General features: G+C 69.8%; 17 protein-coding genes and 1 pseudogene. 10 read left to right on the top strand and 8 right to left on the bottom strand.

Annotated elements, in window-relative coordinates; all coding sequences use genetic code 11:
- Window positions 1–240: 240 nt before the first annotated feature.
- Window positions 241–2,469 carry a HelD family protein gene (locus ACFY1S_RS06135; RefSeq protein WP_387114347.1) on the top strand — a complete coding sequence of 743 codons (2,229 nt, stop codon included), beginning with the start codon at window positions 241–243 and terminating at the stop codon, window positions 2,467–2,469.
- A gap of 80 nt (window positions 2,470–2,549) precedes the next feature.
- On the opposite strand, the gene ACFY1S_RS06130 is transcribed toward ACFY1S_RS06135, so the two are convergent.
- A complete protein-coding gene (locus tag ACFY1S_RS06130; RefSeq protein WP_387113308.1) occupies window positions 2,550–2,969 on the bottom strand; it encodes a hypothetical protein in 420 nt (139 codons plus the stop codon).
- 189 nt (window positions 2,970–3,158) lie between these two features.
- Between ACFY1S_RS06130 and ACFY1S_RS06125 the strand changes: the two genes are divergently transcribed.
- Together ACFY1S_RS06125 and ACFY1S_RS06120 are read left to right on the top strand one after the other, a co-directional pair.
- Window positions 3,159–5,201: a glycerophosphodiester phosphodiesterase family protein gene (locus tag ACFY1S_RS06125; RefSeq protein ID WP_387113306.1), complete on the top strand. Its 2,043-nt coding sequence runs from the start codon at window positions 3,159–3,161 to the stop codon at window positions 5,199–5,201.
- Between the two features lie 263 nt (window positions 5,202–5,464).
- On the top strand, window positions 5,465–5,749 hold the full coding sequence (locus tag ACFY1S_RS06120; protein ID WP_387114344.1) for a hypothetical protein: 285 nt from the start codon (window positions 5,465–5,467) through the stop codon (window positions 5,747–5,749).
- A gap of 66 nt (window positions 5,750–5,815) precedes the next feature.
- Here the strand turns inward: ACFY1S_RS06120 and ACFY1S_RS06115 are convergent, their stop codons facing one another.
- The 4 genes and pseudogenes from ACFY1S_RS06115 to ACFY1S_RS06100 all read right to left on the bottom strand — a co-directional run bounded on the left by ACFY1S_RS06115 (window position 5,816) and on the right by ACFY1S_RS06100 (window position 9,076).
- Window positions 5,816–6,769, bottom strand: coding sequence for a sporulation protein (locus ACFY1S_RS06115; protein ID WP_387114341.1), 954 nt, complete (start codon window positions 6,767–6,769; stop codon window positions 5,816–5,818).
- A 438-nt stretch (window positions 6,770–7,207) separates the two neighbouring features.
- Window positions 7,208–7,921 (bottom strand): annotated as a pseudogene (locus ACFY1S_RS06110) (HEAT repeat domain-containing protein); the annotation flags it as partial.
- A gap of 73 nt (window positions 7,922–7,994) precedes the next feature.
- Entirely contained in the window at window positions 7,995–8,216 is a 222-nt protein-coding gene (locus tag ACFY1S_RS06105) for a DUF397 domain-containing protein (protein ID WP_387113304.1), read from the bottom strand.
- Window positions 8,213–9,076 carry a helix-turn-helix domain-containing protein gene (locus ACFY1S_RS06100; RefSeq protein ID WP_387113302.1) on the bottom strand — a complete coding sequence of 288 codons (864 nt, stop codon included), beginning with the start codon at window positions 9,074–9,076 and terminating at the stop codon, window positions 8,213–8,215. The genes ACFY1S_RS06105 and ACFY1S_RS06100 overlap by 4 nt, the downstream gene beginning before the upstream one ends.
- A gap of 327 nt (window positions 9,077–9,403) precedes the next feature.
- Between ACFY1S_RS06100 and ACFY1S_RS06095 the strand changes: the two genes are divergently transcribed.
- From ACFY1S_RS06095 to ACFY1S_RS06085, 3 genes are all read left to right on the top strand, one after another.
- Window positions 9,404–9,676 carry a DivIVA domain-containing protein gene (locus ACFY1S_RS06095; protein ID WP_387113300.1) on the top strand — a complete coding sequence of 91 codons (273 nt, stop codon included), beginning with the start codon at window positions 9,404–9,406 and terminating at the stop codon, window positions 9,674–9,676.
- 86 nt (window positions 9,677–9,762) lie between these two features.
- Window positions 9,763–9,999 carry a hypothetical protein gene (locus ACFY1S_RS06090; RefSeq protein ID WP_387114338.1) on the top strand — a complete coding sequence of 79 codons (237 nt, stop codon included), beginning with the start codon at window positions 9,763–9,765 and terminating at the stop codon, window positions 9,997–9,999.
- A 75-nt stretch (window positions 10,000–10,074) separates the two neighbouring features.
- Window positions 10,075–10,302: a hypothetical protein gene (locus tag ACFY1S_RS06085; protein ID WP_387113298.1), complete on the top strand. Its 228-nt coding sequence runs from the start codon at window positions 10,075–10,077 to the stop codon at window positions 10,300–10,302.
- A 6-nt stretch (window positions 10,303–10,308) separates the two neighbouring features.
- Here the strand turns inward: ACFY1S_RS06085 and ACFY1S_RS06080 are convergent, their stop codons facing one another.
- Window positions 10,309–11,082: a DeoR/GlpR family DNA-binding transcription regulator gene (locus tag ACFY1S_RS06080; RefSeq protein WP_387113296.1), complete on the bottom strand. Its 774-nt coding sequence runs from the start codon at window positions 11,080–11,082 to the stop codon at window positions 10,309–10,311.
- 37 nt (window positions 11,083–11,119) lie between these two features.
- Window positions 11,120–13,108 (bottom strand): beta-galactosidase, encoded by a 1,989-nt coding sequence (locus ACFY1S_RS06075; protein WP_387113294.1) that lies wholly within the window; start codon window positions 13,106–13,108, stop codon window positions 11,120–11,122.
- A 283-nt stretch (window positions 13,109–13,391) separates the two neighbouring features.
- On the opposite strand from ACFY1S_RS06075, the gene ACFY1S_RS06070 reads away from it, so the two are divergent.
- From ACFY1S_RS06070 to ACFY1S_RS06055, 4 genes are read left to right on the top strand one after another with little or no spacing between them, the layout of a single operon-like run.
- A complete protein-coding gene (locus tag ACFY1S_RS06070) occupies window positions 13,392–14,720 on the top strand; it encodes an ABC transporter substrate-binding protein (RefSeq protein WP_387113292.1) in 1,329 nt (442 codons plus the stop codon).
- A gap of 21 nt (window positions 14,721–14,741) precedes the next feature.
- Window positions 14,742–15,698 (top strand): carbohydrate ABC transporter permease, encoded by a 957-nt coding sequence (locus tag ACFY1S_RS06065; protein ID WP_387113290.1) that lies wholly within the window; start codon window positions 14,742–14,744, stop codon window positions 15,696–15,698.
- On the top strand, window positions 15,695–16,576 hold the full coding sequence (locus ACFY1S_RS06060) for a carbohydrate ABC transporter permease (protein WP_387113288.1): 882 nt from the start codon (window positions 15,695–15,697) through the stop codon (window positions 16,574–16,576). The genes ACFY1S_RS06065 and ACFY1S_RS06060 overlap by 4 nt, the downstream gene beginning before the upstream one ends.
- Window positions 16,573–18,708, top strand: coding sequence for an alpha-galactosidase (locus tag ACFY1S_RS06055; RefSeq protein WP_387113286.1), 2,136 nt, complete (start codon window positions 16,573–16,575; stop codon window positions 18,706–18,708). The genes ACFY1S_RS06060 and ACFY1S_RS06055 overlap by 4 nt, the downstream gene beginning before the upstream one ends.
- Window positions 18,709–18,830: 122 nt before the next feature.
- Here the strand turns inward: ACFY1S_RS06055 and ACFY1S_RS06050 are convergent, their stop codons facing one another.
- Window positions 18,831–20,177 carry a cellulase family glycosylhydrolase gene (locus ACFY1S_RS06050; protein WP_387113284.1) on the bottom strand — a complete coding sequence of 449 codons (1,347 nt, stop codon included), beginning with the start codon at window positions 20,175–20,177 and terminating at the stop codon, window positions 18,831–18,833.
- Window positions 20,178–20,201 lie beyond the last annotated feature (24 nt).

Raw genomic sequence — 20,201 nt, 5'->3', positions numbered from 1 at the left:
GCCGGGTCGACCACTGGTCGGCCCGGCGCTTCGTTGTGCGGATCACGCCGGGCCGTGCGGCTTGATGGGGGCCGACGGAACGCGCTATCTTCGACAATTCGAGGGCACAAAAAAAGAACGGCTCAAAGCCGTTCCTGCAAAAGATTCTAATCTTTAGGAGACGGCTTGTCAAGGCACTCCGGCGGTTCCGGTGAATTGCCGCTCGACGACGAGATCGGCCACGAGCAGGAGTACGTCTCGATGCTCTACGACCGGCTCGACGGGCTCCGTGAGCAGGCCGCCGATCGGCTCACCGATGCGCTGCGCAGCACCGGCGGCACCCTTCAGGACCGCTCCCAGCGCGACAGCTCGGTGGCCATGTACGCCGACCAGGTCGAGCAGTTCTCCGCAGTGGAGAACGGTCTCTGTTTCGGCAGGCTCGACGGCGACGACGACTCGCGCCGCTACATCGGCCGAATCGGCATCTTCGACACCAGCGGCGACTACGACCCGCTGCTGATGGACTGGCGGGCACCCGCCGCCCGCCCGTTCTACCTCGCCACCGCCGCCAACCCGCAGGGCATACGCCGCCGCCGTCATCTGCGTACGCGCCAGCGCAAGGTGACCGGGCTCAACGACGAGGTCCTCGACATCGACACCGCCTCCCCCGGCGCGCACGAGGAGCTGACCGGCGAGGCGTCGCTGCTGGCCGCGCTGAACGCCGGACGCACCGGCCGGATGCGCGACATCGTGGAGACGATCCAGGCCGAGCAGGACCGGATCATCCGCGCCGAACTGCCGGGCGTCATGGTGGTGCAGGGCGGCCCGGGCACCGGCAAGACAGCCGTCGCGCTGCACCGGGCGGCGTACCTGCTCTACACGCACCGACGGGAACTCTCCAGCCGGGGCGTGCTGCTGGTCGGCCCGAACGCGACCTTCCTGCGCTACATCTCCCAGGTGCTGCCGACTCTCGCCGAGACCGGCGTGCTGCTGCGTACCCAGGGCGACCTGTTCCCCGGCGTGAGCGCCCAACGGACCGAGCCGGCCGAGACCGCCGCGCTCAAGGGCCGAGCGGTGCTCGCCGAGGTGCTGGCGCTCGCCGTACGGGACCGGCAGTGGGTGCCGGACGAGCCCCTGGAGATCGAGGTCGAGCGCGAGGCGCTGATCCTCGACCCGGAGACCGTACGGGCCGCCCGGGACCGGGTACGTCGCACCGAGCGCCCGCACAACCTGGCCCGGGCGCTGTTCGACGTGGAGATCGTGCATGCGCTCGCAGAGCAGGTGGCCGAACGGATCGGCGCCGACCCGCTGGGCGGGGACAATCTGCTCGACGAGGCCGACCGGGCCGAGATCCGCCGGGAGCTGAACGACGAGCCGGAGGTCAAGGCCACCCTCGACCGGCTCTGGCCGGTGCTCACCCCGCAGCGCCTGCTCGCCGACCTGTACGCCGACCCGGACCGGATCGCCGCCGCCACGCCGATGTTCACCGACGAGGAACGGGCGTGGCTGCACCGCGAGCCGGGTGGCTGGACGCCCGCCGACGTGCCGTTGCTGGACGAGGCCGCCGAACTGCTCGGCGAGGACGAGCGGGCCGCCGCCGCCCGGAGGGACCGCATCCGCCGGATGGAACGCGAGTACGCCGAGGGCGTGCTGGAGATCGCCAGGGGCTCCCGCTCGATCGACGTCGAGGACGAGGCCGAGGGTGGCGAGATCCTCGGCGTCACCGACCTGATCGACGCCGACCGGCTGCTGGAACGGCAGGAGGAGGCCGACCGGCTGACCACCGCGCAGCGTGCCGCCGCCGACCGGAAGTGGGCGTTCGGCCACGTGATCATCGACGAGGCGCAGGAGTTGTCGCCGATGGCGTGGCGACTGCTGATGCGCCGCTGCCCCAGCCGGTCGATGACCATCGTCGGGGACGTCGCGCAGACCGGCGCGCTCACCGGCACGCCCTCCTGGGCCGAGGCGCTCGCGCCGTACGTGGCGCAGCGGTGGCGGCTGACCGAGCTGACCGTCAGCTACCGCACACCCGCCGAGATCATGGCGGTCGCCGCCGACGTCCTGGCCAAGATCGACCCGGAGCTGCGGCCGCCCCGCTCGGTGCGGGAGAGCGGCGTACCCCCGTGGGACCGGGCGGTGCCCGACTGGCAGTTGTCGGCGGAGCTGGTGGCGGCGGCCACCCGGGAGGCTGCTGGGCTGGCCGAGGGCCGGCTGGGCGTGATCGTGCCGGCCAGCCGGGTGGATGAGTTGGGCGCCGCGCTTACTGCGGCGTTGCCCGAGGCTGCCGTGGGCGAGCACCCGGAGCTGGAGAGCGCTGTCGTCGTCCTGACCGTCGCGCAGGCCAAGGGGCTGGAGTTCGACTCGGTGCTCGTGGTCGACCCCGACCGGATGGTCGCCGAGTCACCTCGTGGGCGCAGCGACCTGTACGTCGCGCTCACCCGCGCCACCCAACGCCTCGGCGTCCTGCGCCCCCAGCCCGACCCCAGTTGATCATTAGGTTGACGTGGCCTGTGGTCTCTGACAGCCACGTCAACCTCATGATCACGCGTCGGTAGGTAGGCGCCTGGTCGTCAGTCGCGGGTCTTGTCCCGGGTGGACTTGGCCGGCCCGGTCGCCGACGTGGACTGGTCGCTGGTGCCACCACCCGTCGGGGTGCTCAGACCGCCTGTGGTGGCATCGCCGGTAGTGGTCGGTGCGACAGTGCCCGGGTGCCGCTCGGGCTGCCGGGCCACCCGACGTACGCTCGCCGGCCCGGCGGTGCCACCGGTGGTGGTGACCGCACCCTGCCCGGCGACGGGACCACCGTCGCGCAGCACCTGGGGGTCGATCCGTTCGTTCGCCGGATCGAGCGGGTCGTCGCGCTGGATCTGGCTCTCCACATCGGTGCGGGGCACCGTCACCTCGTCGAGGGCGCCCTCGCCGTACACGCCTCCGGCGATCCGATCCTCGGCCTGGCGGGCGGCGTCCTGCCGCATGTCGTCCTCACGCACGATCATCACCTCGCAGAAGCTGTGGAACTGACTGCGTGCCCGGCCACCGGCCGGGCAAACCGGCGGGACCGGAGGTCGTCCACGACGGTTCACCGTCGCGCCGTCCACTGGCCGTCTGCCCGCAGTCCGGGATGTCCATGCTGTCCGGCGACCGGGGGGAGACGCCCGCCGGCAGGAGGGGAAGACAGCGTGCGCACAGTACGCCGTACCGCCGTCGCGGCCCTGGTGGCCGCGACGGTGACGACCGGGCTCGCGGCGCCCGCCCAGGCGAAACCGCGACCGGACCGGACATTCGACGTGCAGGCCCACCGCGGCGGCCTCGGGTTGCGGGTGGAGAACACCCTCGCCTCTTTCGGCAACGCCCTCCAACTCGGGGTGAGCACCCTCGAACTGGACGTGCAGATCACCGAGGACGGTCAGGCGGTCGTCACCCACGACCGCAAGATCAGCGGCGCCAAGTGCGTCGACACCGCCCCTGTGACGCCCGGCGACCCGGAGTTCCCGTACGTCGGGAAGTACGTCAACACGCTCACCGTGGCCCAGGTGCGCACTCTCGACTGTGGTGCGAAGACACTGCCCGACAAGCCCGGCCAGCTCGCCGTGCCGGGTGCCCGGATGCCGCTGCTGCGTGAGGTGTTCGCCCTGGTGAACCGCTACCGGGCGAACGACGTGACGCTCAACGTCGAGACCAAGGTGGAGGCCGGCGCACCGACCGAGACCGCGCCCCGCGAGCAGTTCGTGCGGGTCACCGCGGCCGAGATCCGCGCGGCCGGGCTGCTCAGGCAGGTCACCATCCAGAGCTTCGACTGGGGCGCGCTGATGCGCATGCGCCAGGTCGAACCGAAGCTCCCGCTTGTCGCCCTCACCAACTACGACTTCCTCCAGACCGGCCAGCCGGGCGCCTCGCCGTGGCTGGGCGGACTGGACATCGACGACTTCGGCGGCGACCCGATCAGGGCGATCCGCAGCTTCGGTGCGAGCGTCTTCTCACCGGTGCACGGCATGCCGCAGAACGGCACTGTCACCGACCCGGACTACCAGCCGTACGTCACCAAGGACATGGTCGCCCGGGCCCACAGCTACGGGATCAAGGTGATCCCATGGACAGTCGACGACGTGCCGACCATGACCAAGCTGATCGACGACGGCGTGGACGGCATCATCACCGACTACCCGAACCGGCTGCGAGGCGTGCTGGCGCAGCGCGGCTACCGGCTGCCCAAGGCGTACGCGGCGCCGTTCGACATCCAGGCGCATCGGGGCGGACGGGCCACCCGGCCGGAGAACACCCTGCCGGCGTTCGCCAACGCGCTGTCCAACCGGGCCATCTCCACCCTCGAACTGGACACCGGCGTCACCGCCGACGGCACGCTCGTGGTGCTGCACGACCGCACGGTCAACGGGTCGCACTGCGTCGACACCGCCCCGGTACGCCGCGGCGACCCGATGTTCCCGTACGTGGGCAAGGGAGTGCACGAGCTGACCCTGGCGCAGCTCAAGACCGTCGACTGCGGCACGAGGACGCTGCCGGAGCTGCCCGCGCAGGTGCCCGTCCCGGGTGCCCGGATCCCCACCCTGGACGAGGTTTTCGCCCTGGTGAAGGCCAGTGGCCGTACCGACATCGGGATGAACATCGAGACGAAGATCAGCCCGCTGGTGAACGACACGGAGCCGTACCGCAGCTTTACCCGCAAGCTCGTCGACGCCATCCAGCGGGCCGGCTTCACCAGCCGGGCCACCATCCAGTCGTTCGACTGGCGCACCATCACGTACGCCAAGCAGCTCGACAAGCGGATCGGCACGGACGGCCTGGTCTGGCAGTACGGCCCGACCGAGTGCGCCATCCTCGCCGACGAGTGCTCGCTGGAGGCCGTGTACGGCGACCCGTCGGTGAAGAGCCCGTGGACCGGTGGGCTGGACTGGTGGAAGTACCGGGACCTGGGCAGGCTGACCCGCGCCGCGGGGGCGGGCACGGTGTCCGCCAACTGGCAGGTGCACGACCCGAAGCAGGGCACTGTCGCCTCGGCCGACTGGTACCTGCGGGAGAACCCGGCGTACTTCCACGGACCGGACGTACGGACCCTTCAGACGCGGTACGACCTGAAGGTGATTCCGTACACCGTCGACGACGCGACTGTCATGCAGCGGGTCATCGACCTCGGTGTCGACGGCATCATCACCGACGACCCGGACCTGCTGGTGAGCGTGGCCGTCCGCAACGGCCTGCGCTGACGTGCGCCGACCCGACCGCCGGCTGGATTTTCCGGCCGGCGGTCGGTGTTACCTGCTCACCGGCGTCGGGTAGTCGGGGGGCGTCCCCGCCGTGAACACGAACCGCGCCGCGGCCGAAACGCGGTAGCGGGGCGAGGGAAGGCAGGTACGACTCATCGCATCCTGAGGAGGACCAGATGAGCACGCAGGCTGCTTCCACCCGGCCGATGAACCGGCCGATGAACGACCCGCAGAACCCCGCTGCCATGCGCGACACGCAGCAGATGCCGGTCATGCACGACGGGCATCGGAACGACATGCGGGCACCCGGTACGGAGACCAAGCAGGCGTTCAAGACCACCGAGTTCTGGATCTACCTGATCGCGGTGGCCGCCGTACTGGGCGCGTCGCAGGTCGTGGGGCGGAACTCGGCAGGGGTCGACATCTTCCGGGCCGACAACGCCTGGTTCCTGATCACCCTGCTGACGCTGGGCTACCTCGGTAGCCGGGGTCTGGCCAAGGCCGGCAGCGCCTGGCGCAGCGGCGAAGAGCGCAAGACCCGGCACTGACCGGATCACGGCGCACAGTGGCCTCCGGGAGAATCTCCCGGAGGCCACTGCCGTCTGTGGACGGAACTACTCGTCGCCACCGAAGTCGCCGAAGTCGCCCTCGAAGGCGTCCTCGATCATCTCGCCGGCGATCATCCCGCCGGCGACGCCGAGCGCCGCGCCGGCCACCATGCCACCCATACCGGGGCCACGGCCGTGTCCGTGACCACGCCCGTGGCTCGGGCCGTACTGCGAGAGCAGGCTGCCGTAACGGGAGGTCGTCTCCCGTAGCCAGCCGTCGACGACCTGCGCCCAGTCGACGCGGTCGACGTCGGCGTGCGACACCTGGAAGCGGCCGAAGGCGTCGTGCCCGGCGCTGAGGAAACCGCCGCGCTTGTCGCACTCCAGGATCACCTCGACGCCACGCTGGCTCGTCACGAAGGTCAGCTCGACCTCCCTGATGGTGCTCGCGTACTGCGGGGCGGCGAAGAACTCGATCTCCTGGTAGAACGGCAGCGTCTGCTGCACGCCGCGGATGTGACCGCGCTCCAGGTCGGCGTGCTTGAACCGGAAGCCGAGCCGCTGGAACGCCTCCAGGATCCGCTCGTGCACCGGCAGCGGGTGCACCGCCACGTGGTCCAGGTCGCTCTTGTCGACCGCGCGCGCCACGGCCAGCTCGGTACGCAGGCCCATCGTCATGCCGTGCAGGCGCTGGCCGTACACGTCGGTGATCGGGGTTTCCCACGGCACCGGCAGCTGGAACGGGATCGACAGCTGCTGCTTCGGGGCGAGCTCGAACGCGCCACTGACGGCCATCCGGTGGAACTCCAGGGTGCCCGAGTACTCGGCGTCGTGCCCCTCGACCTCGACCCGGGTGACCAGACCGATCACCACCTGCTCGATGGCCGCCGGGGCGTCACCACCGACGAGGTTCACCTGCCCCTCGAGGGTAAGGCCGGGCCGGGTGTTGGGGTTGGTCAGCACGGTGTCCACACTGGGACCACCCACGCCGAACGCGCTCAACATCTTCTTGAAGACCATCGAAACTCCTGTGCGACGCCGACCGCTCCAGGCTGGAGTCGGACGTTGACTCGACGCGCACCTTATCCAGATGCGCTGTGAGGTGGCTGTGAAGCGTGCCGCGTCCCGTGTGTCGACAGATCCTCGATCGCCAGCTCGGCTGCATGGTCGGGGTCGCCGCCGGCCCGACTCAGCAGCCCGTCGGCGAACCAGTGACCCGGCGACGCCTGATCCGTCGGTGGCATCGAGGTACAGGCCGAGATCGCAACGCTCGCCGCCGACGGTGACCTGCCAGTCGGGGCGACGCAGGTAAACGGCGAGCAGTAGTCGCCATGCCAGCTCATCGCGCTCGGCGCGGCGGACCGGGTCACACTCGAGCAGGGCCTCGGCGACGCCGTCCGCGGTGGGATCGAACCCGTCCAGCAGCGGCAGCAACGACGGGTCTGCAAGGTACGCGGCGGCCTGGAAGGTGAACGTGTGCACCGCGTCCTGGGCGAGCAGCCCACGTACAAGTGGAAGCGCCCGTACGTCCCGTCGCCGCGCCAGCCCTCGGATGCCTTCCGCGCGTACCTCCGGGTCGGCGTCGTGGATGCGGTCCCACAGTGCCCTCCGGACGGCATCGCCGTCGGCGGTGCTCGCCCAGCCCAGGCCGAAGGTGGCCGACTCCCGGACCTTCGGGTCGGAGTCCAGGCACAGGTCGATCAACACCGCGTCGCCGGCTTCGTCCGGTGGGTCTTCCAGGACCGCCGGCACCGAGACCGCGACCTGGAACCGGACGTCGCTGTCGGGGTTGCCCGCGAGGGTGGCAAGGGTCGACAGGGCGCGGGGATCGCAGGTGGCACCCAGGGCGCGGGCGATCGACCAGTGCACCTCGGGATCGGGTTCGGTGGTGGCCAGCGAGATCAGGGCCGTCGCGGCGTCCCCGTGCAGGTCGCTCGCGAAGCCGAGCAGGTCGCACGCCGCCCCACGCACCACCCGGTCCGGATCGGCGAGGTGTCCGACCGCCAGCCGAACGGCCGCCGGACCCGAGTCGGCCACCTGTCGAAGCAGCTCCCAGCCGTCGTCGGACTCACCCTGCTCAACGGTCCGACCCAACTGCCGTACCGCCCGACCGAACAGCTCCGTGATCTCATGTGCCGCCACGCCTGGGACGGTGCCCGCCGGCGAGGACATGATCAACCCAATATCGCCGATATGGCGGTATCACCGTGACCGGGACACCCCCACTTCGGCGATGTCGAGTCGATCACGGATCGGTGCGCGTGAACGTGCCGTCCTTGACCCCGTTGACGAACGCGGTCCAGCCGCGGGCGCCGTAGAGGAGTGTCGCTGCCGCGCGGTCCTTGCTGTCGCGCACCGCCACCCGACCAGACCCGTCTAGAACCGGCCCAGCCTCGACACAACTGCCACCATTGCTGTCACTCTTAGTGCTGATGTGCCATGCGACCTTGGGCATGCTCTCGCTCATGACAACTCCTCCGCGATGCTCGTGATCAACTTCGTTGACTCGCTCTCGCTGAGCGCAGAATCCAGCAGACGACCATAGGCGCGAACAAAGCGCTCAGCCTTCGGCGACTCCAGGTAGAGCCGGCCTCCCAAAGACTCAACGTAGGCAACCGCAGGATACGGCTCCGGCAGGCGGAATATCCAGAACGTGCCGTCGAGCCCTTGGTGCAGGGCCACGCCGATCGGCATGACCCTGATTGCCACGTTGCTCATTCGCTGCGCCTGCGCGAGGTGGTGTAGTTGTCGGCGCCACACCTCCGGCCCGCCGACCATTCGACGCAGCGCAGCTTCGTCGATCACCGTAGAAATCCGTAGCGGTCGGCGTCGCCTCAGAACCTCTTGACGGGTCATCCGAAGCTCGACCCAGCGATTGATCGTCGCCTCGGTGACTCCCGGTTCTGCCGCGTTACGAATCACGGCCTCGGCGTACTCCCGGGTTTGCAGCAGCCCTGGTACCAGGGTGAGGTGGAAGCAACAGACCTGCTCCGCGCGACCCTCCAGCCAGGGATACTCGATGAAGGAGGCGTCCACGACGTCGCCGTAGTCCTCGTCCCACCGGTCGGTGCGCCAGACCTCCTCGGCAAGCGCTAGAAGGCGGGCCCGCTCGGCTGCGCGGTGAAATCCGTAGAGATCCAGCAGCGCGATCACATCGCCTTTGCGGATCGGCCAGTCCGCGCGTTCGTACCGACCAAGCGCCGACATGTCCCGTTGCAGATGCTCCGCGACCAACTTCAACGTCATCCCCCGCTCCTCCCGCAGGGCCCGCAGGCGCTGACCCAGCCATTGCGCACGCAAGGTCCGGATGAACGGCTTGTGCGGCATGGTTCACCTCTCAATTCGTTGGCGACGCCCGCGTAGGAACCATTGCTCCAGTTCCAAGCCACTGGAAACGTGGCCTTCGGGTGAGGTGATCGCCGGCCCCCGGGGACGCCCGGTGCAAACACGACGACCGCGGCTGTGCCAACAGCCGAGAAGGTGACGAGAGACGGCCTCGCGAGTGGCAGTCGCATACCGGCTCTCGTCGGGTCTCAACTGGAGCGTCGGGATGTGCGAATCCCGGCTCCGAACCGACTTGACGAATAAGTACCACGGCAAAGGGCGCCTTGCGACCCTGACCCGCCCATCGGTCGACGACGCGTGAGGTGACGAATGACCCGAGGCACGCTCTACGACGGCACGTTCCACGGTGCCGCTCGGTTGGCCCGGCTGCACCCGAGCCAGGTCCGCGACCGGCAGTTCGCCGTCGTCGGTTTCGGCCGACGCGGGTTGGACCCCCGGGAGGTACGGCGGTTCCTGCACCGCGTCGCCCTCGAGCTGGCGACGCTGCATCACGACGTGGCCCGGCTCAGCGAGGAGAACGCCCGGGTGAAGCGGGCGCTACGCGACTGGCACAGCGCCCGGCCCGAGCGGCGTCAGCCGTGAGCCCGGGATGGGAGCACCAGTACAGCGGGCTCTTCACGCCGCTGCCGAGGTTCGCCGCCGAGGCGTACACGGAGAGACCTCGGCATGTGATCCACCTGCCGGTGGCGGTCGCCGACCTGGCCGGGGCATTGGACCTGGCGCGGACACTGGCTCGTTCGTTGGCCTCGACGCCGCAGGTGGACGTTGGCGGCACCACCGTCTCGGCCGAGGACGCGCAGCACGTACGACACTGGGTGTTCTGCGACCGGATCATGCCCGATCGCCTGCGGTGCGGGCTGCCGGCCGACCACCCCGCATCCTGCCGGCCCGCGGATGACCGCTGAGCCCGCGCGCCCGGTCATGATCCGCGCAACTTCCGGGAAACTGCTGCCTCCACGACGCTCGAAGGGCCAGTTTCCGTGTTCTTGTTCGGATCTTGGCCCGGGCTCGACGGCGACCGGGCGACCCGGCAACCCGGCGACCCGGCGACCGTCGTCGTCACCTTCGTCGCGCCGGCACAGGACGATCCCATCGTCTGGGTGTCCTACGTGCCACTGCTCCCCCTTGCCCTGCTCCTGTTCACCGGGCTGTACCTGTTCGCGTTGCCGTACCTCGCCGAGCGGCGGCGAGCCGGGCGGCCGGGCTGAGTGGCGTCAGGGCTCCACGACCACCAGTTCGCCTACCTGCTCGCCGATCGTGGTGCGGGCCTCGGTCGGAAGCCCACGGTCCGTGATCAGTACGTCGGCGGCCTCCAGCGGGGCGATCGTCGCGATGCCGATGGTCTCCCACTTGGTGTGGTCGGCGAGCACCACGAGCCGGCGGGCGGCGCCGATGAGGCACCTGTTGACGCCGGCCTCCAGCAGGTTGGGCGTGGTGAAGCCGGTACGGGGGCTGAGCCCGTGCACACCCAGGAACAGCAGGTCGACGTTGAGGGCGCTGATGGCCGCCTCGGCAACCGGCCCGGTCAGCGCGTCCGACGGGGTGCGGATCCCACCGGTCAGCACGACCGTCTGGTCGGCGCGCGGGTTCTGGTAGAGCGCGTCGGCCACCGGGATCGAGTTGGTCACCACGGTCAGCCCGCGTACGTCGGAGAGCAGCATGGCCAGCGCGGCGGTGGTGGTGCCGGCGGACAGCGCGATGGCCATTCCCGGCTCCACCATCGTCGCCGCCCGTTCGGCGATGGCCCGCTTCTCCTCCTGCTGGCGGATCGACTTCGCGGCGAAGCCGGGCTCCTCGGCCGATCCCGGGCCGGCGAGCGTGGCGCCGCCGTGCACCTTGTCGACCAGGCCGCGCTCGGCGAGCACCTCCAGGTCGCGCCGGATCGTCATGTCGGACACGCCGAACCGGCTGACCAGCTGACTCACCCGCACGCCGCCGCGCTGGCGGATCAGATCGAGGATGGCGGTCTGCCGCTGCTGGGCGAGCATGTGGGGAACCTCCTTCGCGCCGGGGCCGTCCTGACGATCAGGCCCGATCCTCACGGACGACCGCCACCTCCCCGGCGGGGACCGCCAGCTCACCGGCACACCGCTCACCGGTCAACAGCTCGACGCCGGCCACCGGGAGCCGGACCTGCGCCCCCGTGTGGTTGAGGACGAACAGCCAGGTCCGCTCACCGTCGCGCCGTCGTACCACCTCCACGCCGGTCGGCGCCGGCACCGCCGGGCGGACGCCTGCCTCGTCGAGGAGCCGGGCGACCAGCCGGTCGGTGGCCGGCTCGTCCAGCCGGGTGGCGACGTACCACGCGGCGCCGTCGCCGACCCGGTGCCGGGTCAGCGCCGGCACGCCCGGCAAGGGCCCGTCGCTGTACGACGACAGCACCTCCGCGCCGTCGGGGTGCACCCATTCGGTCCACACGTCGGCGGTGCTGCCGTCGTCGAGGCGCACCTGTTCGCCCGCGCGCAGCGGGAAGAACTCCTCGGTGCGTACGCCGAGCAGGTCGCGGAACGCGCCCGGGTAGCCGCCCAGCCGGATGTGGTCGTTCTCGTCGACGACGCCACTGAAGTAGGTGACCGCCACCGTGCCGCCGGCTTCGACGTACCTGTGCAGTGCCTCGACGTCGACGTCGCGCACCAGGTAGAGGGTGGGTGCGAGGACCAGCCGGTAGCGGCTGAGATCGGCGGACGGGTGCACGATGTCGGCGGTCACGCCGGCCCGCCACAGCGCGCCGTACAGGGCGTAGAGCCGGTCGCCGTAGGTGACGTCGACGCTGGGGTGCGAGTCCAACTCGACAGCCCACCACGCCTCCCAGTCGAACAGGATCGCCACGTCGGCGTCCACGCGACTGCCGCGTACCTCGGCGAGCGCCTTGAGGTCCGCGCCGAGCTGGCACACCTCGCGGAACACCTTCGTGTCCGCGCCGGCGTGCGGCACCAGGGCCGAGTGGAACTTCTCCGCGCCGGCCCGGGAGGCCCGCCACTGGAAGAACAGCACACCGTCCGCGCCGCGCGCGACGTGCGCGAGACTGTTGCGGCGCATCTGCCCGGGAAGCTTGGCCACGTTGCGCGGCTGCCAGTTGACGGCACTCGTGGAGTGCTCCATCAGCAGCCACGGGTCACCCCCCGCGACGCCCCGGGTGTGGTCGGCGGCGAACGCCAGCCCGAGATGCGCCAGCGGTTCGGCGGCGGTCAGGTAGTGGTCGTTGGACACGAGGTCCACGTCGGCGGCCCAGGAGTGGTAGTCCATGTTCTTGGCCATGCCGATCATGAAGTTGGTGGTTACCGGCTGCTGGACCAGGGTCCTGAGCAGCGCGCGTTCGGCGCGCAGCTGGGCGCGCTGCTCGTCCGAGGAGAAACGCAGGAAGTCCAACTGCTGCGTGGGGTTGGCGAAGGTCGGTGCGGTGCGCGGCGGGTTGATCTCGGACCAGTCGCCGTAGCGCTGGCTCCAGAAGGCAGTGCCCCAGGCGTCGTTGAGCCGGTCCAGGTCGCCGTAGCGCTCGCGCAGCCAGCCCCGGAACGCCTCGGCGCTGACCTCGCAGTAGCAGTGCACGTTGTGACAGCCCAGTTCGTTGGAGACGTGCCACATCACCACGGCGGGATGCTCGGCGTACCGGCCGGCGACCGCGCGCACCAACTCCAGTGACCGCTCGCGGAACACCGGCGAGCTGGGGCAGTACGCCTGCCGGCCGCCCGGCCAGAGGACCGCGCCGTCGGCCCGGCGGGGCAACGTCTCCGGGTGCGCGCGGGCCAGCCAGGGTGGCGGGCTGGCGGTGGCGGTGGCCAGGTCGACCTGGATGCCGCCGTCGTGCAGCAGGTCCAGGACGCGGTCCAGCCACCCGAACTCGAACCGGCCCGGGCTGGGCTCCAGCAGCGCCCAGGAGAAGATGCCGACGGAGACCAGGGTGACCCCGGCCCGGCGCATCAGCTCGACGTCCTCGGACCAGGTTTCCTCGGGCCACTGCTCGGGGTTGTAGTCGCCGCCGAAATGGATGCCGTCGCCCTGCCATCGCCGCATGACAGCTGAGGGTGCACCCGGCGATCCACGCAAGTCAACAGTTTCCAACATCGATTTCCTTTCCAACGTTTACCACGTAACGGCCGCGTCACGACTGGGTTATCAGAGGCGAACAGCCCTCTTGACAGCGCCCTGCGGACGGGTAGCTTGAGGCCCCAATGGCCGTTCGTGTTCGCCAATGTGGATTCTCGGTGGATCCCGATGTGTCATCACGACGGCGGTTCCGCAGTCACCACCTCTGATGGCCCTTGGACTAGCACCTCTTCATCCGCAGGAGGCACAGATGTCCCGTCCCCGATCCCAAGCCGAGTACCTGGCTCGGCTCGTACCGCCGTCCGTCGCCGGCATCAACCGACGGTCGCTGCTGGCCGGCGCGGCCGGCACCGGCGCGCTGCTCGGCACCGGCCTGCTCGCCGGCTGCGGCGACGACTCCGGCTCCGGCGGGTCCAGCAAGGACGTGTCGCTCGGGTCCAACCAGTCCGACCCGAAGCCCAAGGACGTCCTGGTGAAGGTCACCGACGGGTTCAAGACCTCGTCCGGTGTCCAGGTCGCGGTGAACACGGTCGACCACAACACGTTCCAGGAGAACATCAACAACTACCTCCAGGGCAAGCCGGACGACGTGTTCACCTGGTTCGCCGGCTACCGGATGCGCTTTTTCGCCCAGAAGGGCCTGGCCGGCGACATCAGCGACGTGTGGAGCAAGCTCTCCGGCTATTCCGACGCGTTCAAGAAGGCATCCACAGGCGACGACGGCAAGCAGTACTTCGTTCCGGCGACGTACTACCCGTGGGCCGTCTTCTACCGCAAGTCGGTCTGGAAGCAGCACGGCTACCAGGTGCCCACGACCCTCGACCAGTTCACCGCGCTCGGCACGCAGATGAAGAGGGACGGCCTGACCCCTGTCGCCTTCGCCGACAAGGACGGCTGGCCGGCGATGGGCACCTTCGACATCCTCAACCTGCGGATCAACGGCTACCAGTTCCACATCGACCTGATGGCCGGCAAGGAGGCCTGGACTTCCGACAGGGTCAAGAAGGTATTCGACACCTGGGCCGGTCTGCTCCCACTGCACCAGCCGGACAGCCTCGGACGCACCTGGCAGGAGGCCGCCCAGTCGTTGCAGCAGAAGAAGAGCGGCATGTACCTGCTCGGCCTCTTCGTCGGTCAGCAGTTCACCAACGAGGAGCAGGACGACCTCGACTTCTTCACCTTCCCCGAGATCGACCCCTCGATCGGCGCCAAGGCGCTCGACGCGCCGATCGACGGCTACATGATGGCCCGCAAGCCCAAGAACGAGGACAACGCCCGCAAGCTGCTTGAGTACTTCGGTGGCAAGGACGCGGCGGACATCACCGTCAAGAACGACCCGGCCACCCTGGTCGCCAACACCGGCGCGGACGTCAGCGGCTACACCGCCCTGCAGAAGAAGGCCGCGGAGCTGGTCGGGTCGGCCACCGAGATCGCCCAGTTCCTCGACCGGGACACCCGACCGGACTTCGCCTCCACGGTGATCATTCCGGCGATCCAGCAGTTCATCAAGGACCCCAAGGACATCGGCGGGCTCACCTCGTCCATCGAGAACCAGAAGAAGTCGATCTTCACCGACTGACGGCGGAAGGGGGAGGACATCGTGTCCGACCTGCCCCTGATCCAAGCGGATCGCGCCGTACCGCCGCCGGCCGCGACCACCTCCACGGGTGGTCGTCGCCGGCGGCTACGGCTCCTGTCCCGCACCGACCGCGTGGTCATCACGCTTATGGTGCTCGTCCCGCTGCTGCTCGTCACCGGATTCGTCTGGCTGCCGGCGGCGGCCACCGTGCTGCTCTCCGGCACCAACTGGGACGGCATCGGCCCACTCAACGAGATCGAGTTCGTCGGCGCGCGCAACTACAGCGACGTGGTGAACATCTACCCGCCGTTCGTGCCGGCGATCCAGCACAACCTGCTCTGGCTGGCGGTGCTGTTCGTGGTCGCCACCCCGTTCGGCATGTTCCTCGCCGTGCTGCTGGACAAGGAGTTGCGGGGCAGCCGCTTCTACCAGACCGCGCTCTACCTGCCGGTGGTGCTCTCGCTGGCGCTCATCGGCTTCGTCTGGCAGCTGCTCTACTCCCGCGACCAGGGGCTGATCAACGCGGTCTTGGGCAGCAACATCGACTGGTACGGCGACTCGAACGTCAACATCTGGGCGGTCATGGTCGCCTCCGGGTGGCGGCACGTCGGCTACATCATGCTGCTCTACCTGGCCGGGCTCAAGGGCGTCGACCCGTCGCTGCGGGAGGCCGCCGCGGTCGACGGCGCCTCGGAGAGCCGGACTTTCTTCCGGGTCGTCTTCCCGGTGCTGCGGCCGATCAACATCATCGTGCTGGTGGTGACGGTGATCGAGTCGTTGCGCGCGTTCGACCTGGTCTGGGTGGTCAACAAGGGCCGCAACGGGTTGGAGCTGATCTCCGCGCTGGTCACCCAGAACGTGGTGGGTGAGGCGAGCCGGATCGGGTTCGGCTCGGCACTGGCCACGATCATGCTTGTCGTCTCGCTGGTCTTCATCACCATCTACCTGGCAACCGTGATGAGGGAGAACCGGCAATGAGCACCGACATCCCGGTCCGTCGCCGCAGGCCGGCCCCGCTGCGGCTGCTGCTGCACGGCTTCCTCATCGTCGTCGCGCTGGTCTGGCTCTTCCCGATCGCCTGGGCGGTGCTGACCTCGCTGCGCTCGTACGAGTACACGGCAGTCAACGGCTACGTCTCGTTCGGCGGCTGGACCTTCGACAACTACGTCACCGCCTGGCGGACGGCGGAGTTCGGCAAGCACTTCCTCAACTCGGTGTACATCACGGTGCCCGCGGTGCTGCTGACGCTCTTCCTCGCCTCCTGCGTCGCGTTCGTCATCGCCCGGTTCAGCTGGAAACTCAACCTGGTCCTGCTCGGCATCTTCACCGCGGCCAACCTGCTGCCCCAACAGGCGTTGCTCATCCCCCTGTTCCGGCTGTTCACCGAGGTGCCGCTGCCGGAGTTCATGAGCGACTCGGAGCTGCTCTACGACAGCTACTGGGGCCTGATCCTGATCAACGTGGCCTTCCAGTGCGGGTTCTGCGTCTTCGTGCTCAGCAACTACATGAAGGCGCTGCCCCGCGACCTGTACGAGGCGGCGATGGTCGACGGCGCGAGCATCTGGCGGCAGTACTGGCAGGTCACCATGCCGCTGTGCCGGCCGGCCCTGGCCGCACTGGCCACTCTGGAGGTGACCTGGATCTACAACGAGTTCTTCTGGGCCACGGTCCTGATGCGTACCGGCGACAAGTTCCCGGTGACCAGCTCGCTCAACAACCTGCGCGGCGAGTTCTTCACCGACAACAACCTGGTCTCGGCGGGCAGCGTGCTCGTCGCGATCCCCACCCTGGTGATCTTCTTTATGCTCCAGCGGCACTTCGTCCGGGGCCTGACCTTGGGAGCCTCGAAGGGATGACGATCCTGCACCTGCGCCACGCGCGGACCAGCCTGGTGCTCGACGCGCGCGGCCCGGGGCTGCCCCGGGTCGTGCACTGGGGTGGCGACGTCGGCGACCTCGACGACGAGGGCCTGCGCCAGCTCACCGACGCGACGGTACCGCCCGTGGTGCCGAGCAGCTTCGACGAGCCCGCCGTGCTGTCGCTGCTGCCGGAGGCGAGCGCCGGCTGGAGCGGCAGGCCCGCTCTGGCCGGGCACCGTGACGGGCGGGACTGGTCCACGGCGTTCCGGTTGGACGGTCTCGACGTGGACCAGCCCGCCGACGCCCCGGCGCGGGTGGTCGTGCGCGCGTCGGACCCGGCCGCCGGACTGTCCCTGACCATCGAGCTGACGCTTGACCAGCGCGGCCTGCTGACCCTCCGCCACCGGCTGCGCAACGACGGCGAAGGCGCGTACGAGCTGCGGGAGCTGACGCCCGTGCTGCCGGTGCCGGCGGTCGCCACCGAACTGCTCGACCTGACCGGCCGCTGGTGCCGGGAACGGTCCCCGCAGCGGCACCCGTGGCAGCACGGCGCCTGGGTCCGCGAGGGCCGGCACGGCCGTACCGGACACGACGCCACCCTGCTGCTTGTGGCCGGCACCGCCGGGTTCGACTTCGGCCACGGCGAGGTGTGGGCGGTGCACACCGCGTGGAGCGGCGACCACGTCACGTTCGCCGAGCGCCGTCCCACAGGCGAGTCGACGGTCGGCGGCGGCGAACTGCTGGCCCCCGGCGAGGTCCGGCTCGGCCCCGGCGAGTCGTACGACACTCCCCTGCTCTACGCCGTCTGGTCCGACGCCGGGATGGACGGACTCAGCGACGTACTCCATTCCCACCTGCGGGCCCGGGCCGGGCACCCGCGCTCCCCGCGCCCGGTCACGCTGAACGTCTGGGAGGCCGTCTACTTCGACCACGACCTGGACCGGCTGCGGGCGCTCGCCGACCGGGCGGCGCAGATCGGGGTGGAACGGTTCGTGCTCGACGACGGCTGGTTCCGCGGCCGGCGCGACGACACGGCAGGGCTCGGCGACTGGTACGTCGACGAGGACGTCTGGCCCGACGGCCTGCAACCGCTCATCGACCACGTGACAGGTCGGGGCCTGCAGTTCGGTCTCTGGGTGGAGCCGGAGATGGTCAACCCGGACTCGGACCTGTACCGCGCGCACCGTGACTGGCTGCTCGCCGTACCGGGGCGGCTGCCGCCGGCCTGGCGCAACCAGCAGGTGCTCGACCTGGGCCGCCCCGAGGCGTACGACCACCTGCTGGAACGGCTCGACGCACTGCTCAACGCCCATCCCGGAATCAGCTACCTCAAGTGGGACCAGAACCGGGACCTCACCGAGGCCGGGCACCACGGCCGACCCGGCGTGCACGGGCAGACGCTTGCGGTCTACCGGCTCCTCGACGAACTGCGCCGACGGCATCCCGGGGTGGAGATCGAGAGCTGCTCGTCCGGCGGCGCCCGGGTGGACCTGGCCATCCTGGCCCGCACCGACCGGGTCTGGGCCAGTGACTGCAACGACGCCCTGGAACGGCTCGCCATCCAGCGCTGGACCGGGCTGCTGCTGCCACCGGAACTGATCGGCACGCACATCGGCCCGGAACGCTCGCACACCACCCACCGCGTGCACGACCTGGGCTTCCGGGCGGCCACCGCACTGTTCGGCCACCACGGCATCGAGTGGGACATCGCGTCGATCAGCGCCGCCGAGCAGGCCGAGCTGGCCGCCTGGGTGGCCCTGCACAAGCGGCTGCGCCCGCTGCTGCACGCCGGCCGGGTGGTCCGGGTCGACCACCCGGACCCGGCCGTCTGGACGCACGGTGTGGTCGCGGGTGACAAGACCCGGGCGGTGTACGCGGTGGCACGGCTGGCCACCTCGGTGGCGCAGGTCCCGGGCGCGGTACGACTGCCCGGCCTCGACCCGGACCGGCGTTACCGGGTACGGCCGGCGGACGGCGTCCCGGCCCCGGCGACAATCAACAGGTCCGCGCCGATATGGCTGGCGACGGGCGTCACGCTCACCGGCGCGGCGCTGGCCCGGGTGGGCGTGCAGATGCCCGCGTTGCACCCGGAGCAGAGCCTGGTCCTGGAGGTCGACGCCGTCGACTGAGCGGTCCGGAGGCGCGTGTGCTTCGCGCCGCCCCGTGTCGACGGCGGGCGGTAACCGGGTGCACTGACCAGAACGGGCGTGGTGGCCGGGCCCGGCGTGGGGCTCGGCCACCAGCCCGTCGTTCAGCTCGCCGTGCAGCTCACGACAGGGGCGGCGTTCGTGCCGGTCCAACCGCCGATGAAGCCGAAGCTGGTGCTGGCACCGGCGGCCAGCCGTCCGTTGTAGTCCACGTTGCGCGCGGTCACCGTGGTGCCGCTGCTGGTCAGGGCCACGTTCCAGGACTGGGTGACGCTCTGCCCGTTGGCGAAGGTCCACCCGGCGGTCCAGCCGGTGATCGCCCTCGCGCCGGCGGTCACCCGTACCTCACCCTGGAAGCCACCCTGCCAGGAGTTGGTGATCGTGTACGTCGCGGTGCAGCCACCGTTCGGCGGGGGCGTGGTCGGCGGCGGGGTCGTGGGCGGCGGGGTGGTCGGCGGGGGGATGCTTGCGTAGACGCTTGCCTCCCGGGCGGTCTGCCGGATGCCGTTCGCGCCGTTGAAGAGCCGCTGACCCCAGGTGGTCAGGTTGGCCGGGTTGAAGGACGTGGACAGGTCGAGGTATTCGACGCCACCGCCGTTGCCGCTCCACGACCAGCCCAGCCAGCCGATCCCGTTGGCCTGACTGTAGGCGAGGATGGTGTCCTCGTCCGGGTCGCCGTCGGAGTGGTTGAACCCGAACTCACCGACCACGATGGGCAGCCCGGCGGCCCGGAACCGCCCCAGGTAGTCGCTGATCTCCGCCGCGGTGTCGAACACCCCGTACATGTGGATGGAGAAGACCGTGTTGCGGGCCGGGTCGGCGGCGAAGACCGATGCCGCGTTGTCGCGCATGGTGAACGACCAGTCCTGCCCCCAGTTCGGCGCGTCCACCATGATCGTGTGGGTCAGGCCGGCGGTACGCAACCGCTTGATCGCCGCAGCGTTGTCGGTGGCCCAGGAACCGTAGTTCTGGTTGCCGTACGGCTCGTTGCCGATGTTGACGATGACGTACTTCTCCTGGCCGGCGAGGACGTCGGCCAGGCTGATCCAGTAGTCGACCGCTCGGGCGAGGGTGATCGCGCCGCTCTGCTCGCCGTACCCGGTCGTGTCGTGCACCTCGAGCACGCAGATCAACCGGTTGGCCTTGCACAGCGAGATGACGTTCGCGACGTCCGCGTTGGTGTTGCGGGTCCACCTGTCGCCGCTGGAGAGCACCACCCGCACGGCGTTCGCGCCGAGCGCCTTCACGTCGGCGAACGAGCTGGTCTGCTGCGGGTACCAGGTGTGCGCGTGGTTGACCCCGCGCATGATGAATTCGGTGCCGTTGGCGTCGTACAACTTGCCGTCGGCGACTGTGAAACCGGCGGCGGCGCGGGCCGGCTGGCCGAACGCCAGCACCGCGACGAGCAGCGCCAGCAGCGCGGCGCCGGCGGCGGAGAGTCGAGTCTTCATGGCCTTCCTCAGGCAGGACCCCCG

It is taken from the genome of Micromonospora sp. NPDC000663 (assembly GCF_042898105.1).
Classification (GTDB): Bacteria; Actinomycetota; Actinomycetes; order Mycobacteriales; family Micromonosporaceae; genus Micromonospora.
This window is presented reverse-complemented; position numbering and strand designations above follow the sequence as displayed.

Excerpts from the sequence above, each read along its gene's own strand:
- ACFY1S_RS06135 (WP_387114347.1), top strand. The coding sequence starts at position 241 with ATGCTCTACGACCGGCTCGACGGGCTCCGTGAGCAGGCCGCCGATCGG.
- ACFY1S_RS06120 (WP_387114344.1), top strand. The coding sequence starts at position 5,465 with ATGCCGGTCATGCACGACGGGCATCGGAACGACATGCGGGCACCCGGT.
- ACFY1S_RS06115 (WP_387114341.1), bottom strand. The coding sequence starts at position 6,769 with ATGGTCTTCAAGAAGATGTTGAGCGCGTTCGGCGTGGGTGGTCCCAGT.
- ACFY1S_RS06105 (WP_387113304.1), bottom strand. The coding sequence starts at position 8,216 with ATGAGCGAGAGCATGCCCAAGGTCGCATGGCACATCAGCACTAAGAGT.
- ACFY1S_RS06100 (WP_387113302.1), bottom strand. The coding sequence starts at position 9,076 with ATGCCGCACAAGCCGTTCATCCGGACCTTGCGTGCGCAATGGCTGGGT.
- ACFY1S_RS06095 (WP_387113300.1), top strand. The coding sequence starts at position 9,404 with ATGACCCGAGGCACGCTCTACGACGGCACGTTCCACGGTGCCGCTCGG.
- ACFY1S_RS06080 (WP_387113296.1), bottom strand. The coding sequence starts at position 11,082 with ATGCTCGCCCAGCAGCGGCAGACCGCCATCCTCGATCTGATCCGCCAG.
- ACFY1S_RS06075 (WP_387113294.1), bottom strand. The coding sequence starts at position 13,108 with ATGCGGCGATGGCAGGGCGACGGCATCCATTTCGGCGGCGACTACAAC.
- ACFY1S_RS06070 (WP_387113292.1), top strand. The coding sequence starts at position 13,392 with ATGTCCCGTCCCCGATCCCAAGCCGAGTACCTGGCTCGGCTCGTACCG.
- ACFY1S_RS06060 (WP_387113288.1), top strand. The coding sequence starts at position 15,695 with ATGAGCACCGACATCCCGGTCCGTCGCCGCAGGCCGGCCCCGCTGCGG.
- ACFY1S_RS06055 (WP_387113286.1), top strand. The coding sequence starts at position 16,573 with ATGACGATCCTGCACCTGCGCCACGCGCGGACCAGCCTGGTGCTCGAC.
- ACFY1S_RS06050 (WP_387113284.1), bottom strand. The coding sequence starts at position 20,177 with ATGAAGACTCGACTCTCCGCCGCCGGCGCCGCGCTGCTGGCGCTGCTC.